Source organism: Rhodococcus sp. NPDC060090 (assembly GCF_042729855.1).
Taxonomy (GTDB): Bacteria; Actinomycetota; Actinomycetes; order Mycobacteriales; family Mycobacteriaceae; genus Rhodococcus.
The window spans coordinates 241,241-255,375 of the sequence record NZ_JBHWXB010000003.1 but is presented as its reverse complement, the minus strand read 5'-3'; the positions used below and the strand labels follow the sequence as shown (position 1 = coordinate 255,375).

General features: G+C 67.2%; 11 protein-coding genes. 2 read left to right on the top strand and 9 right to left on the bottom strand.

The window, feature by feature from the left end; all coding sequences use genetic code 11:
• Positions 1 to 86 precede the first annotated feature (86 nt).
• From brxD to ACFWCF_RS05805, 5 genes are all read right to left on the bottom strand, one after another.
• On the bottom strand, positions 87 to 1,367 hold the full coding sequence (gene brxD, locus ACFWCF_RS05825; protein ID WP_378558319.1) for a BREX system ATP-binding protein BrxD: 1,281 nt from the start codon (positions 1,365 to 1,367) through the stop codon (positions 87 to 89).
• Complete coding sequence (gene pglZ / locus ACFWCF_RS05820) at positions 1,364 to 2,155, bottom strand: BREX-2 system phosphatase PglZ (protein ID WP_378558316.1); 792 nt, start codon at positions 2,153 to 2,155, stop codon at positions 1,364 to 1,366. The genes brxD and pglZ overlap by 4 nt, the downstream gene beginning before the upstream one ends.
• 19 nt (positions 2,156 to 2,174) lie before the next feature.
• Positions 2,175 to 3,413, bottom strand: coding sequence for a VWA-like domain-containing protein (locus ACFWCF_RS05815; RefSeq protein ID WP_378558313.1), 1,239 nt, complete (start codon positions 3,411 to 3,413; stop codon positions 2,175 to 2,177).
• Positions 3,410 to 4,651: an AAA family ATPase gene (locus ACFWCF_RS05810; RefSeq protein WP_378558310.1), complete on the bottom strand. Its 1,242-nt coding sequence runs from the start codon at positions 4,649 to 4,651 to the stop codon at positions 3,410 to 3,412. The genes ACFWCF_RS05815 and ACFWCF_RS05810 overlap by 4 nt, the downstream gene beginning before the upstream one ends.
• 89 nt (positions 4,652 to 4,740) lie before the next feature.
• A complete protein-coding gene (locus ACFWCF_RS05805) occupies positions 4,741 to 6,105 on the bottom strand; it encodes a hypothetical protein (RefSeq protein WP_378558307.1) in 1,365 nt (454 codons plus the stop codon).
• A gap of 175 nt (positions 6,106 to 6,280) precedes the next feature.
• Between ACFWCF_RS05805 and ACFWCF_RS05800 the strand changes: the two genes are divergently transcribed.
• Positions 6,281 to 9,496: an SNF2-related protein gene (locus ACFWCF_RS05800; protein WP_378558304.1), complete on the top strand. Its 3,216-nt coding sequence runs from the start codon at positions 6,281 to 6,283 to the stop codon at positions 9,494 to 9,496.
• A gap of 76 nt (positions 9,497 to 9,572) precedes the next feature.
• Here the strand turns inward: ACFWCF_RS05800 and mshC are convergent, their stop codons facing one another.
• Positions 9,573 to 10,814 carry a cysteine--1-D-myo-inosityl 2-amino-2-deoxy-alpha-D-glucopyranoside ligase gene (gene mshC / locus ACFWCF_RS05795; protein ID WP_378558301.1) on the bottom strand — a complete coding sequence of 414 codons (1,242 nt, stop codon included), beginning with the start codon at positions 10,812 to 10,814 and terminating at the stop codon, positions 9,573 to 9,575.
• 146 nt (positions 10,815 to 10,960) lie between these two features.
• Here mshC and ACFWCF_RS05790 point away from each other — a divergent pair, with 146 nt between their 5' ends.
• The gene (locus ACFWCF_RS05790; protein ID WP_378558298.1) at positions 10,961 to 11,914 is read left to right on the top strand and encodes a DUF808 domain-containing protein; all 954 of its coding nucleotides are present in this window, start codon (positions 10,961 to 10,963) and stop codon (positions 11,912 to 11,914) included.
• 39 nt (positions 11,915 to 11,953) lie between these two features.
• Here the strand turns inward: ACFWCF_RS05790 and ACFWCF_RS05785 are convergent, their stop codons facing one another.
• Genes ACFWCF_RS05785 through ACFWCF_RS05775 form a run of 3 tightly spaced genes read right to left on the bottom strand, consistent with a single transcriptional unit; the run spans position 11,954 to position 14,120 of the window.
• Positions 11,954 to 12,751, bottom strand: a complete 798-nt coding sequence (locus ACFWCF_RS05785; RefSeq protein ID WP_378558295.1) for an SCO1664 family protein — start codon at positions 12,749 to 12,751, stop codon at positions 11,954 to 11,956.
• Between the two features lie 4 nt (positions 12,752 to 12,755).
• The gene (locus ACFWCF_RS05780; protein WP_378492818.1) at positions 12,756 to 13,346 is read right to left on the bottom strand and encodes a DUF3090 domain-containing protein; all 591 of its coding nucleotides are present in this window, start codon (positions 13,344 to 13,346) and stop codon (positions 12,756 to 12,758) included.
• A 45-nt stretch (positions 13,347 to 13,391) separates the two neighbouring features.
• Positions 13,392 to 14,120 (bottom strand): histidine phosphatase family protein, encoded by a 729-nt coding sequence (locus ACFWCF_RS05775; RefSeq protein WP_378558292.1) that lies wholly within the window; start codon positions 14,118 to 14,120, stop codon positions 13,392 to 13,394.
• Positions 14,121 to 14,135: the final 15 nt, after the last annotated feature.

The following is a 14,135-nucleotide window of genomic DNA, read 5'->3' as shown; positions in this document are numbered from 1 at the left end:
GCGGCGCGGGTTGCCCCCATATCCATGCAGCAACTCACCGAGGACATGCACGGAGATAACTGGACCGTGCTTCGCATGGATCCGCTCTACAGATCCAGCTCGACGTCGTCTGCGCTGACGACTTCGCGTTCTGCGTCCGACAGCTCCGATGGCGCGATCTTGATCTCGTAGTCGCTGTACGGGTCGAAATCGGGGTGCAGTTCGATCACGTCGAGTACATCGACGAGCTTGCGCAGGAACAAGCGCGGCGCGATACCGACGCGACCACCGAGCCCCCCGGCAACGGCAGATGCGAAGCGGCGCAGGAACTCGTCATCGGCCGTTGCGCGCACGCGGTTCGACGACTCGATACCACTGCAGAACAATTCCCGCACTCGCCCGCCGAGCTCGACCAGCCGATCGAGGTCGAACCCGGTCAGTCGCAGCTGCGGGGCACGAGGGTTGTCGAAGCGCGGGTCGCGGGAGAAATCGGTGTGCAATCGGTCCGCGAGCGGCGGCAACAGCTGGATTCCTTGACGCCCCGTGAAGAACGCGGGAGTGCCGGTAATGAGCAGATACAAACCCGGGAAATGCCCGTCGTGGACCTCGTCGACAAGCTGCCGCAATGCGTTCAGGGCCTTCGCGCGGGCATCGGACCGCACTCGCTGGAGGGTTTCGATCTCGTCGAGGACCAGCACCAGTCCGGCGTTGCCTGCGTCGGCAAGGACCGCGAGGAGTCCGCGGAGGAATCCGAGGGCGAGGAAGTGGTCGAGGTCGCCCTTGATCCCGGCGCGGCGTTTCACGGCAGCAGCGACGTGGGGTTGCCCGCCGAGCCACGCGACGAGTCCGTCGGCGCCGTCGTTGTCGCCTTCGGCGAGCATCCGCCGGTAGGCGCGGATCGCCATGGGAAACACGGGTGCGCGGGTAGCGACGTCGGTAAGTCGCCGTTCGAGCAGTTCGTCGACCCCGACGCCCTGCGTGGTGGCGTCGTCTTCGATGGTGAACAACCACGCGTCGAGGATCGGCCGCAGCGCAGACGGCGGTATCGACGCGGTCCGCAGCGATCCGATGCTGCGGCGGTACACGGTTTCGAGTTTGTGCAGCGGCGTGTCGATCTCGTTGATCTGCACTTCGGCGACCGCGAATCCCCGTTTCACGGCGCGGTCGGCAAGCCAGCGGGCGAAGAACGTCTTACCAGAGCCGTAGTCGCCGCGGACGGCCTTGAACATCGCGCCGCCACCGGCGACGACGGACAGCTCGGCATCCAGTTCGGTTTCGAACCGGCCGAGGCCGACGGCCAGCTGGTCGAGGCCGTTGGACGGCACGGTGCCGCGGCGCAGTGCGTCGAGGATTTCGCGGCGGCGCCGCGGCGACACTGCGGCTGTCATGAGCCGATCCCGAACTGTTCGCGCAAGGCCGCCTCGTCCAGGCGGACGACAGCACCGTCGAGAAGCAGCACCTCGTAACCCTCGACGTCGAGCACCTGCTTGACCTGCAACAGCGCTCCCCCGACACGGCCCGGGGCCAAGCCGAGCAGACCGGCAGCGCGCTCGGTGGTCACTTCTCGTGCCGGCGTCGCGAGCAGTGCGCTCAGCAGCATCCGAATCTGGGTATCGCGCAACATGATTCGTCCCGCCAAGCGAATCTGGTCGGCGAACACCGCGGTGGCGAGCACCTGCTCGGCCACGTCACCACCGGCGCTGGTGGCGGCAGGCTCGTCGTTGTCGAACAGGGTGGGCGCCGCCTGTTTCGCGACGGGTTCCGCACGCACCTCGGGCGCATCCGCCTGCACCGGGCTGTACCACCAGTGCGGTTCGGCGGGATCGAGCGCGGTGAGAGTGTCGGGACACTCCCCTGTGTGCAGGGCGAGTACCGGCACAACGACCTCTGCAGGGCTGGCGCCGCCGTGGTAACCGGCGTTGACGGGGCCGTAGCGGATGGTGTCGTCGACGGCGAGTACGGCGGCGCCGCTGTCGGTGAGCACCCGCGGACCGCGCACCACGACTTCACCGTCGTCGACACGGTCGAGGTCGCCGTGCGCGCGCTGCCCGTACACGGCCACGCGGTCACGTTTGACGGAAGTGCGGCGCTCGATGATGTGCCCGTGATCGGAGGTGGTGATCACGGCTCGACCGGCCCGCTGAGCACCGTTAACGTCGAACAGCTCGTCCAGCACGATTTCATTCCGATGCCATTCAGATGGCAGGCGTGCCGATCTCCACTACATGCGCCCATTCCGGTGGTAGGTCCGGAACGTAGTCGGGGTTCGATTCGCTGTAGGAAACGTGTCGGGGGAACAGGCCGACCACCGTTCGGCATCCCGGACGGCTACTGGGCCAGGGGGTCTGCCCGTCGGTGAGCACAACCACCACATCGGGGCACGGCCGACTGCGCAACGCCCGGGCGAATCCCGCGCGCAGATCCGTGCCACCGCCCCCGAACAGCGGAATGTTTTCGGCTTGCCACAACGGATGCACGACCCGGGCTGCCGCGTCGCAGGACAGCACCGTGACCAGGTCGCGACGCCCGCCGACGGCCCGCGCGATGGCGGCTATCTCGAGGAGCGCGCTACCCAGGTCCGCGTCGCTGACCGAGCCCGACGTGTCGACGATGACACTGACCCGCGGTGGGGTGCGCCGCAGGCTCGGTAGTACCGCACCGGGCACGGCGGCAGAACGCCGCGCGGGCCTGCGGTAGGTGTAGTTCTCGCCGGCGCCGGACGACGACGTGGCCGAGCGGATCGCCGCACCCAGAAGGGCTCGCCACGGCTGTGGCGGGTGCAAGGCCTCCTCCGCCCAACGCCGCCATCCGCGAGGGGTACTGCCCGGTTGCCCGATGATGCTGTTCGCCACGCGGAACCGGACAGCGTCCCGCTGCTGGTCGCTGAGCGCGTCCGCACCGTCGGCCCCCAACTCCCACTCCCGGTCCAGCCCGTCGGCGCCGCTACCGCACTCGAGCCAAGCCAGCCGCTCGGTGCATGGACCGAGACCGAACTGCTGCAGATAGTCCTCCATGAGCTGTCCGGCCGGCAGCCGCAAGGTCGACGGCAGAACGGCATCGTCGGGTATCGGTAACCCGTCGCCGAACGCGTCGTCGTTGATCTCCGCGTCAGCAGCGAGATTCATCCGCAGCCGATCGGCGCGGGAATCCAATCCGTGTGTGCGGGCGTAACTGTCGCTGCGGCCGTGGTGATCGCGCAGTAGATGCGACACCTCATGAACCAGCACTGAGGCCAGTTCCTCCACCGGTCGCTGGGCGACGAAGGCGGGTGAGACGTAGCAGCGCCAATGACGGTCCACACCCATGGCCGGCACACGAGGCGACGCGACGATATGCAGCGCATACAAGGCGGTCGCGAGGTAGGGCCGGACGCGAGCAGCGTACAACCGCGCGGCGTAGATCTTGTCCACGTCGACCACAGGTGCCGCCGTCATCGACCGGCCTGTGAGGCAGCACGGTCGCCGGCGAGGTCTGCCGCCTGAGCGACAGATACGACCCCGGCGAGCCGGTCGATCGCCGCGGGCACCTCCCAGTCGTCCTGGCGCAGGGTGGCAAGGGTGGTCGCCGGGACGACCACGAGGTCGGGTGGCCCGCTTTCCACCGCAGTGACCAGGATCGCCCACGCCGCGTCCCAACGGGACTTCTCCGGCCGTCGGCGGACGGCGGCGACCACCGCGTCGAGGACTGCCTGGCGCAGATCCCCGCGATCGGGGAGGTCTGCGGACGCCGGATCGGCGAGCAGCGTCTCGGGGTCCGGAAGGTCCATTCGCTCGATGGCGGCCAGCAGCTCGAATCCTGGCCCGTCGCCGACACTCCCCCGGACCAGCAGAGACAGGACGTCCTTCGACGACGAGGTGGCGGTCGCGAATGCGATCAGCCGCACGGTCATGTCCCAGCTGCGTGGCGATGGCCAGGCACTGCCGCGGCGGGTCTGACTGCTGGGCAGTTGAGGGACGAGGGTGGGGCGGGCAGTGAGAAGCTCGCAGACCGCCCGGCGGGCGAACGTCACCGCGTCGGAGAACGTCGCCGGGTCGAGGCGCGGCAGCGTCGCACGTGGCCAGGTTCCGCCGAGACCCCGGACGACCACGTCGTGGTCGTAGGTCCAGTGCAGGTGCACGAATCGGTTCGCCAGAGGCGGACTCAGCTCCCAGCCGTCCGCTGCCGAAGACGGCGGGTTGGCTGCGGCCACGATGCGGACCTCGGGTGGGAGTTGCAGTGCCCCGATTCGTCTTTCCAGCACGAGACGCAGCAGGGCCGCCTGCACGGCGGGCGGTGCCGTCGACAGTTCGTCCAGGAAGAGCAATCCTCGCCCGGCCTCCACCAGCCGGACGGCCCAGTCGGGCGGGGCCATCGGGACGCCCTGTGTCGCCGGGTCGTCCCCGAGAACGGGCAGACCCGAGAAGTCCGACGGCTCGTGCACACTCGCGATGACGGTGGTCAGTGGTAGGTCCACGGCTTCGGCGAGCTGGGTCAGGGCGGCGGTCTTACCGATTCCCGGTTCGCCCCACAGCAGTACCGGTAGGTCCGCGGACACCGCCAGCGTGAGGGCCTCGAGTTGGTCGTCGGGGCGAGGTTCAGTGGTGACGGTGCCGAGCATCGCCAACAGAGCTGCGGCACTGTCGAGTTCGATGTTGCCGGGATTGCGGGGAAGGAATGTGGAAGACATGTGCATCACCTGCGGTATCTCGGGGGAACAGCAGGATGCGACCGGTCGGCCGCGCTGCGCTGCGGGACAGTGAGTTTCGGGGAGCGAGGAGGGGTTCAGCGGGAGCGGGTACGGCGCGACCGTCCGGTGCGCCGTGGTCGCGATGCGGGCGGCGCCTCGACCGGTGCCGTGCGGAACCGGTCGTAGATGGTGCGGCGGTCCACGGACGCACGGAGTTCGTCCAGCAGGGGCCCGTCACGGAGAATCGCGTCGGGACCGAGTAGTTCTTCGACGACGGCCAGCGCCCCGTCTGCATCTCCGTGGTCCAAACGTTCACGAACGCCCGGCAGGCAGTCCGGACGACGAAGCGCCTGGTCGATGACCTGCAGACACGGCAGCGGAGTGCCGCCCAGCTGGGCGAGCAGTTCTTCGCGCCGAATCTCGGCGGGGTCGTGATCGAGTGCGGTCAGGCCGCCGTCGACCAGTCCGATCCGGTGCCGTTCACCACGGCAGTCGACGAGGTGGACCCGGTTTTCCCGGCTCGGCGTCCGGGAAGGCTTCGGCGACGACGAGCTCGTTTCCAGGACGGCGGCGACCAGCGGGTGCAGCCGATCGGCGGTGATCGCTCCCGACCGGATCAGTTCCAGGTCGGGCAGCACCCAGGTTGCGGCATCGGGCAGCACCGGGAGCGCGGCGAGCCGGCCGCGCGGGTGGTCGTCCACGAGATGCACCGCGGCGGGGTCGGTTCCGCCGACCGGCTCCACCACCAGGTCGTGCCGGCCTCCGCATCGCACCCGCACTGGACCGTCACATTGTCCGTCCGCGCGGAGCAGGATGCGGGCTTCGTCAGCCCAGCGGTCGACGGCGCAGCCCTCCGGGATCGCCGCGGCCAGGGCTGGGTCGAGGACGGTGGTGCCTGGCATTCGGCCTGTCCCACTGCGTATTCGCAGATCACCGGATCTGCGCGTATCCCACAGGTGCCGGTGGAGGTCGAGCCGGAACCGCCTGTTGGGTCGCGGATGCGGATGGTTCGCGGCAGCTGAACCGTCCCACAGTGCCAGCACGATCCTCTGCCCGGCATCCGCCCAGGCCGGAGCGGTGCGGACCACCAGGTACACCGAATAGGTTTCGCCGCAACGTTTTTCGCTCCCCGAGGGTCCGTATCGGGCCAGTGCGACAGTCAGCCCGGGGCGCAGTAGTCCGTCGGGTGCCACGCGCGGTAGGTGCCAGCGCAGCAGGTCGGGGGCCAAATGACGCAGGTCGTCCAGGACCTGCGAGGCGACGTCGAAGCCATGCGTGCGGGCCAGTACGCGTAGGTCGATGTCGACATCGAATCCCGCTGCTGCACAGGCGCCGCACCAGTCACCTGCGAGACGCCGGTCGGTTGCGGCTTCGATCACGGCCGGCGGCACGGCGAACTCGCGCACGCGCAGCCAGAAGGACAGTCGGGGGTCGAACCCGTTCGCGGTCGGGGGGTGCATCAGCACTCACCGCGAGCGAACTGGGCCCCCAATCTTGGATCAGAATGAGTCATCATCGTGGCAATCGTAGCGTGCCGCGTCGATCGCGGCCAGTGCAGCGTCGACCGTAGGCGCCTCCGGTAGCACTTCGCTCCCCCAGTCGAGCACTGGGTGTGGGCGCATAGACTGCTGCTCCATGTCCAGGAATCCCGGATACGACCACCTCGTCCAGTCGTTGATCGACGCGGTGGGCCGACCCACATTCGACCGCGGCAAGCGCTACGCCGCATCAGGTGCGGTCGTCGACTGCGGATTCGACGAGGACGAACTCTTCGGTTTCGGAACGATCGCCGGGACGCAGATGTATCGCGCCGAGGTTCAGCTCACCCCCGGACCACGGGGCCTCGAGTTCGAGTACGGAGAATGTTCGTGCCCGGTGAGCTTCGACTGCAAACACACCGTGGCACTTCTGCTCACACTGCTCAGCTCGCAGGAGGCCACGGCTCCTGTCGCCTCCTCATGGGAGGCACCGTTCGAAGCGATTCTCGTGGACTACGACGCCGACACCGGCGTGCCCCTCGCACTGCAACTGGCGTTGACACAACGAGCACACACTCCCGCACCGGCGCTCACTGCGCGGGTGCTGCGCCCGGGCAAAACCGGGTGGGTATCCGGCAACATCTCGTGGCAGAACCTGTCCTATACCTACGATGTGAACCCGCAGCACAGGCAGCTGTTGCTCGAATTCGCGGCGCTGGTACACGCATCGACACGGAGTTACTACAGTTCCGCCCAGACCACCATCGACCTGTCTGCGGTGTCGCCGCGACTGTGGACGCTGCTCGACGATGCCCACGGCCTCGGGATCGAGCTGCGCTACGCGAAGAAGAAGCACGGTGCGGTACCGCCCCCGGGCACCGCTGATGTGCATGTCGACGTGGCCGACTCGGGTGATGGCCTCACGGTCACCCCCACCGTACGCATCGGCGACGACGAGGTTGCGACAGCAGTCGGATTCATCGGCGCCCCGGCCCACGGCGTGATCCATCTCCCTCCGGGCCATCACGGCGGTGCACCGGCGGATCACCCGTTCCGACTCGCGCGGCTGCGCAACACCGTCACCGACGGCATGCAGCACCTGTTGCAGAGCAACGGTGCGCTCACGGTGCCGACGGATCAGGTGCCACGGTTCGCGACGGCTTACTACCCACGCCTGCAACGGGCAACGACGGTGGTCTCCTCGGACGGCTCGTTCACCGCGCCGACGATCTCCGGGCCCACGCTGCGGCTGCAGGTCGCGTTCCGGCCGGGTCACCGCGCCGATCTGCACTGGCAGTTCGTGTACACCGTCGGTGACGGTGAATACGCGGTCGAACTGTACGAACGCCTCACCGACACCGTCCGCGACCGCGACGCCGAAGACGCACTGCTCACCGAGATCCGTCCGGTGGTCGCCCCGTTCGGACTGGACAACACCATCGATCGGCGACTGTTCTCGCGCGTCACCATCACCGACCTCGACACCGCACGACTGGTGTCCGACCTGCTGCCTCTGCTGTCCGACCGCGACGACGTGGAGGTGCGGGTCGAGGGCACCCCCGCCGACTATCGCGACGTGAGCGACAGTCTTCGGATCGGACTGTCCACCAAGGCGACCGGGGACTCCGACTGGTTCGACCTGAACATCACCCTCGAGATCGACGGTGAGACGGTCCCGTTCCGCGAGGTGTTCACCGCGCTCAGCGAGGGTGCGTCGTATCTGATGCTTCCCGACGGGGCCTACCTGTCGTTGGACAAGCCGGAGCTGCAGCAGCTGCGCCGGCTCGTCGACGAAGCCCGCTCGTTGCACGAGGACGACGACCCGGATCGGCTGCGACTGAGCCGATTCCAGGCGGGTATATGGGAGGAGTTGTCGGCGCTCGGTGTCGTCGACAAGCAGGCCGCGGCCTGGAAGAAGCAGGTACAAGGACTTCTCGACGTGCAGTCGACCGCGAAGACCCGGGTGCCGAAGGCATTGCAGGCGACGCTGCGGCCGTATCAGCTCGATGGATTCCGGTGGCTGACGTTCCTGTGGACCCACGGACTCGGCGGGATCCTCGCCGACGACATGGGGCTCGGCAAGACTGTGCAGTCTCTCGCCTTGATCTGCCACGCGCGCGCGAAACGACCTTCGGATGCACCCGTGCTCATCGTCGCACCGACGTCGGTGGTTCCGAACTGGGCTGCCGAGGCCGGGCGGTTCGCGCCGCATCTGAACGTCGTCGCGATCACCGAGACGGCCGGCAAACGCGGTGTGGGACTGGATGATCTGCTCGGCGGTATCGACGTCGTCGTCACGTCGTACACGCTACTGCGACTCGACATCGGCGACTATCTCGAACACGGCTGGTCGATGCTGCTGCTCGACGAAGCGCAGTTCGTCAAGAATCATCGGGCGAAGGCGTACCAGTGCGTGCGGCAGATCGAGGCGCCGCTGAAGGTCGCGATCACCGGCACACCGATGGAGAACAATCTGATGGAGTTGTGGTCGCTGCTGTCGATCACCGCACCCGGACTGTTTCCCCACCCCACGAAGTTCCAGGACTACTACCGCAAACCCATCGAGAGCGGCAATAATCCCGAATTGCTTGTGCAGCTGCGTCAGCGCATCAAGCCGTTGATGTTGCGTCGTACGAAGGAGCAAGTCGCCACCGACCTGCCGGACAAGCAGGAACAGGTGCTCGAAGTAGATCTTGCACCGAAACACCGCACCCTCTACGACCTGCAGTTACAGCGGGAACGGCAGAAGATTCTCGGGCTCGTCGACGACCTGGACAGCAACCGTTTCACGATCCTGCAATCACTGACGACGCTGCGGCAGATGAGCCTGGATCCGTCGCTCGTCGACGACGCGCACAGCACGATCGGTTCTGCGAAGATCGATGCGCTGCTCGAGCAGCTCGACGACGTGATCGCCGGCGGGCACCGGGCACTGGTGTTCAGTCAATACACCGGATTCTTCGACCGGGTCCGGGCGCGGCTCGACTCCGTCGGCATCGACTACCTCTACCTCGATGGCAAGACCCGCAAACGCGGGGATGTCCTCGACCGATTCAAGTCCGGGACGGCGCCGGTGTTCCTCATCAGCCTCAAGGCGGGCGGCTTCGGACTGAACCTGGTGGAGGCCGACTACTGCTTCCTGCTCGACCCGTGGTGGAACCCCGCGACGGAAGCGCAGGCAATCGACCGCACCCATCGAATCGGGCAGACCCGAAACGTGATGGTGTATCGGTTGATCGCCCGCGACACCATCGAAGCGAAGGTACGGGCACTGCAGCTACGGAAGGCGGAGTTGTTCTCGTCCGTCGTCGACGACGGGGAGATGTTCTCCTCTGCCCTGACTGCCGATGATATCCGGGCGCTCCTGCACTGACCGCATCGGATCGAGCGTGCAGTTTCCGTCGCTCCCCCCCGGCGTGTCGCGACGAAAACTGCACACTCACAAGCGATTACCGCAGAGCAATTCCCAAAAGTGCGTCAACAGCGTCGGCAAACAGACGCGGCGCGGAGTCGTCGTCGCCGCCCCGGTCGACGGCGAACTGCGCCCACGCGTCGAGTGCGGCGAGAGCCTTGGGAGTGTCGAGGTCGTCGGCGAGATGCTGGCGCAGCCGCGCGATCGTGTCGTCCGCAGGCGATGCCGACGTCAACGCCGCCGCCCGGCGCCACAGATCCAGACGTGCCTGGGCCGACTCCAGTACCTCGGACGTCCACGGCCGATCGACGCGGTAGTGACCGGACAACAGACCCAAGCGCATCGCGGCGGGGTCGACGCCCTCGCCGCGCATCTTCGAGACGAACACGAGGTTGCCGCGCGACTTGGACATCTTCTCGCCGTCGAGGCCGATCATTCCGGTATGCACGTAGTGGCGCGCGAAGCGGCGGTCGCCGGTGACGGCCTCGGCGTGTGCAGCGGAGAATTCGTGGTGCGGGAAGATCAGGTCGCTGCCGCCGCCCTGGACGTCGAAGCCGCTGCCGATGCGGTTGAGCGCAATCGCGGCGCATTCGATGTGCCAGCCCGGGCGACCCTCGCCGAACAGGGACGGCCAGGAGGGTTCGCCGGGACGCTTGGCGCGCCACAGCAGGGCGTCGAGCGGGTTGCGCTTGCCTGCACGATCCGGGTCGCCGCCGCGCTCGCCGAAGAACTGCATCATCGTGGCGTGGTCGTAGCCGGATTCGTAGCCGAACTGTTCGGTGGCGTCAACGCGGAAGTACACGTCGGGATACTGCTCGTCGTCGACCACATACGCAGCCCCGGAGGCGACGAGTTTCTCGACGAGTTCGACCACCTCGCCCACCGATTCGACGGCGCCGATGAAGTCGCGCGGCGGCAGGACACGCAACGCCTCCATGTCTTCACGGAACAAAGCGGTCTCGCGCATGCCGAGGACCACCCAGTCCTCGCCGTCGCGGTCGGCGCGTTCGAACAGCGGGTCGTCGACGTCGGTGACGTTCTGCACGTAGTGGACATCGTGACCGTTGTCGCGCCAGATGCGGTTGACCAGATCGAACGTGAGGTAGGTGGCGGCGTGCCCGAGGTGGGTGGCGTCGTACGGGGTGATGCCGCACACGTACATCGTGGCCGTCGCGCCCGGGGTGACGGGTCGCACCGCCCGATCGGCGGTGTCGAACAACCTCAGCGGGGGGCCTTCACCGGGCACGGACGGAATCGCGACATCGGACCAAGACAGCATGCACCCGAGCCTAATGGAATGGGCGAATCGCGCAGCCTCGCCCCTGCTCCGCGGGATGTGCGTCACCATGGATTCGGTAGGGTTCGGTGTCGGCCACGACCACGTGCGTTCGGCTCTAGCGATTCGAAGAACTGTGGGAGGTTCCGGTGGCCGGTGGTCTCGTCGCTCTGCTGGACGACGTTGCGGTGCTCGCGAAGGCCGCCGCGGCGTCCATCGACGACATCGGAGCTGCGGCCGGGAAGGCCAGCATCAAGGCCGCGGGTGTGGTGGTCGACGACACCGCCGTGACCCCGCGGTACGTGCACGGGTTCTCCCCCGACCGCGAATTGCCGATCATCCGCAAGATCGCGATCGGCTCGATCCGCAACAAACTTCTGATCATCCTGCCGGTGGCGATGCTGCTGAGCCAGTTCTTGCCGCAGGCGCTGCCGTATCTGCTGATCGCGGGTGGTTTGTTCCTGTGCTTCGAGGGTGCCGAGAAGGTCTACGAAGCGCTGTTCGGCGGTCATCACGCTGAGGAGGACGTTCCCGCGGCGGCGCGCGGACCCGAGTTCGAGAAGTCGATGATCAACGGTGCGATCCGCACCGATCTGATCCTGTCGGCCGAGATCATGGTGATTTCGCTGTCGTCGGTCGAGAGCGAACCGTTCGTGACCCGGCTGCTGGTGCTCCTCGTCGTCGCGGTCATGATCACCGCCCTGGTGTACGGGGTGGTGGCGTTGATCGTGAAGATGGACGACGTGGGCCTGTCGCTCGCGCAGCGCACCTCGACATTCAGCCGGCGCATCGGGCGCGGTCTGGTGGCGGCGATGCCGAAGGTGATGACGGTGCTCACCGTGGTCGGTATCGCCGCGATGCTGTGGGTCGGTGGCCACATCCTGATCGTCAACGTCGGCGAGGCCGGATTCCACTGGCCTGCCGATCGTCTCCACGATCTCGAGCATTGGTTCGGCGAGCTCGTGCACGGCGGGTTCGGTGGTGTCCTGTCGTGGACGGCAGGAACGGTGACGTCCGCGATCGTCGGGCTCGTTCTCGGTGCGATCGTCGTCCTGATCGTGCATTTCATTCCGAAGCGGAAGAAGAACGCCGCAGCGCACTGACCCGCTCAGGACCCGGGCAGGATCAGAACGCGGGCAGGATCAGAACGCGGGCCAGGGGATGCGCCGCTCCCCGATGGGGCGGGGCATGACCGGCCGGTCGAGCAGCGCGGTGATGCGATGATGCAGCGCCTCGACCTCGTCCCCGGTGATGTGTTCGCTCAGCACGTCGGCGAAGTCCTCGTCGAAGCGGCGGGCGAGCTTGTCGAGGTCGGTGAGCAGTGCTTGGTCGACGGAGGTGTTCGCCCATCCCCACAGCACGGTGCGCAGCTTGTTGTGTGAATGCAGGCAGATGCCGTGGTCGATGCCGTAGACGGTGCCGTCGAGGCCTTCGAGGACGTGGCCGCCCTTGCGATCGGCGTTGTTGAGGATGACGTCGAGCACGGCCATGCGCTGGAGGCGCGGGTCGTCGGCGTGGACCAGCGCGACCTCGCTGCCGTCCATGTCGCGGGCGTGCAGCACGGGTAGCCATCCGTCGGGGACGGCGTCGATAGGGCAGATGTCGACGAGGTCGAGCCGGTCGACGGAGTCTTCGCGGGTGTCGATCCAGCGTTGCACCATGCCCGGCCCGAACGGGCCGTCACGCAGCACGGTGAGAGGGATGACGCCCCAGCCGAGAGCCTCGCAGATGAGATAAGACGCGACCTCGCGGTCGGCGAGGGTGCCGTCCGGGAAGTCCCACAGCGGGCGTTCTCCGCGGACGGGTTTGTAGACGCAACGCACGGTCTGCGAGTCGAGCGTGGCGTCGCAGACGAGAGTGGCGTTGCTGGCGTGCACGATCTGCCCGATGACGGTCAGCTCTCCGTCGGTCAGCACGCTGCGCACGTCGGGCGCGGTCACGGCGTCAGCTCTCCTCGTCGTCGAACCACGACGTCGGATCGAATCCCGGGGTGCGCAAGTAGCCGTTGGTGCGCACACAGATGTGGCCTTCGCCGCCGATGGGTTCTCCGCACAGCGGGCACGGGGCACGCCCGGCGGAGATGACCATCTCGGTGCGAGTCGCGAAGCTGCGTGCCTGGATCGGGGTGAGGAACACCCGGACGGCGTCGGGGCCTTCCTCGGTGTCGTCGAGGACGACGGATTCGTCGAGTTCGGTCTCGGTGACGGCGAGCAGTTCGACGACGACGGCGCCGGAGTCGGCGTCCCAGCCCAAGCCCATGGTGCCCACCCGGAATTCCGCGTCGATCGGGGTTTCCAGAGGGCTGGTATCGACGTCGGCGGCCTCGGGCAGCGTGGTGCCGAAGCGCCGGTGGACTTCTTCGAGCAGCAGTCCCATCCGGTCGGCGAGGATCTGCACCTGTTGCTTCTCCAGGATCACGCTCACCACCCGGGAGTCGTGTACGGCCTGCAGGTAGAACACCCGGTCGCCGGGTTCACCGACAGTGCCGGCAACGAACCGGTCCGGAGTCCGGAAGACGTGTATTGCGCGGGACATTGCACCTCCTCGAGTCCGTTCACTGTGCCATGCGGGTCACTGTCATTATCCGCCCCCGGTGCCGTGTCCTTCTCCCGCATCGCCTGCGGCATCTTCGGTGTCACTTCCGGGCACTTCGCCACCGGGAACAGATTTCGGAGCGTCTGCCGCAGCGAAGCCGGTGAGATCACCGCCAGTGTCGTTGACCCTCAGCACGAACGGCCGGGTGTCGGTGTAACGCACAACGCTGATCGATGCCGGTTCGGCGACGATGCGCTGGAACCCGTCCAGATGGGTGGCCAGCGCGTCGGCGAGGATCGATTTGATGACGTCGCCGTGGCTGCACGCGACCCACACGACGTCCTTGCCATGCGTGTCGGCCAGCCGACGGTCGTGCTCGCGGATCGCCGCGACCGCGCGGGCCTGCACCTGGGCGAGTCCTTCCCCGCCGGGGAATACCGCGCCGGACGCGTGCTGCTGGACGACTTTCCACAGCGGTTCGCGGACGAGTTCGCCGAGTGTGCGGCCGGTCCATTGCCCGTAGTCGACCTCGGCGAGTCGGTCGTCGATCGTCGGTGTCAGGCCGCGGTCTAGTGCCAGCGGCTCGACGGTCTGTCTACAGCGCAGCAGCGGCGACCGGACGATCTCGGCGATCTCGAGGCCCTCCAGTCGGGTGAGGAGGTTCTTGGCCTGCACGTGGCCGACCTCGTCGAGTTCCACTCCGGGAGTGCGGCCCGCCAGCATGTGCGAGGTGTTGGCCGTGGACCGTCCGTGGCGCAGCAGGATGACCGTCATGTGATCCAGCCTAGA

What these genes read in the sequence shown, in the direction of transcription:
- brxD (WP_378558319.1), bottom strand. Translation starts at nt 1,367, where the DNA reads ATGACAGCCGCAGTGTCGCCGCGGCGCCGCCGCGAAATCCTCGACGCA.
- ACFWCF_RS05815 (WP_378558313.1), bottom strand. Translation starts at nt 3,413, where the DNA reads ATGACGGCGGCACCTGTGGTCGACGTGGACAAGATCTACGCCGCGCGG.
- ACFWCF_RS05810 (WP_378558310.1), bottom strand. Translation starts at nt 4,651, where the DNA reads ATGCACATGTCTTCCACATTCCTTCCCCGCAATCCCGGCAACATCGAA.
- ACFWCF_RS05805 (WP_378558307.1), bottom strand. Translation starts at nt 6,105, where the DNA reads ATGCACCCCCCGACCGCGAACGGGTTCGACCCCCGACTGTCCTTCTGG.
- ACFWCF_RS05800 (WP_378558304.1), top strand. Translation starts at nt 6,281, where the DNA reads ATGTCCAGGAATCCCGGATACGACCACCTCGTCCAGTCGTTGATCGAC.
- mshC (WP_378558301.1), bottom strand. Translation starts at nt 10,814, where the DNA reads ATGCTGTCTTGGTCCGATGTCGCGATTCCGTCCGTGCCCGGTGAAGGC.
- ACFWCF_RS05780 (WP_378492818.1), bottom strand. Translation starts at nt 13,346, where the DNA reads ATGTCCCGCGCAATACACGTCTTCCGGACTCCGGACCGGTTCGTTGCC.
- ACFWCF_RS05775 (WP_378558292.1), bottom strand. Translation starts at nt 14,120, where the DNA reads ATGACGGTCATCCTGCTGCGCCACGGACGGTCCACGGCCAACACCTCG.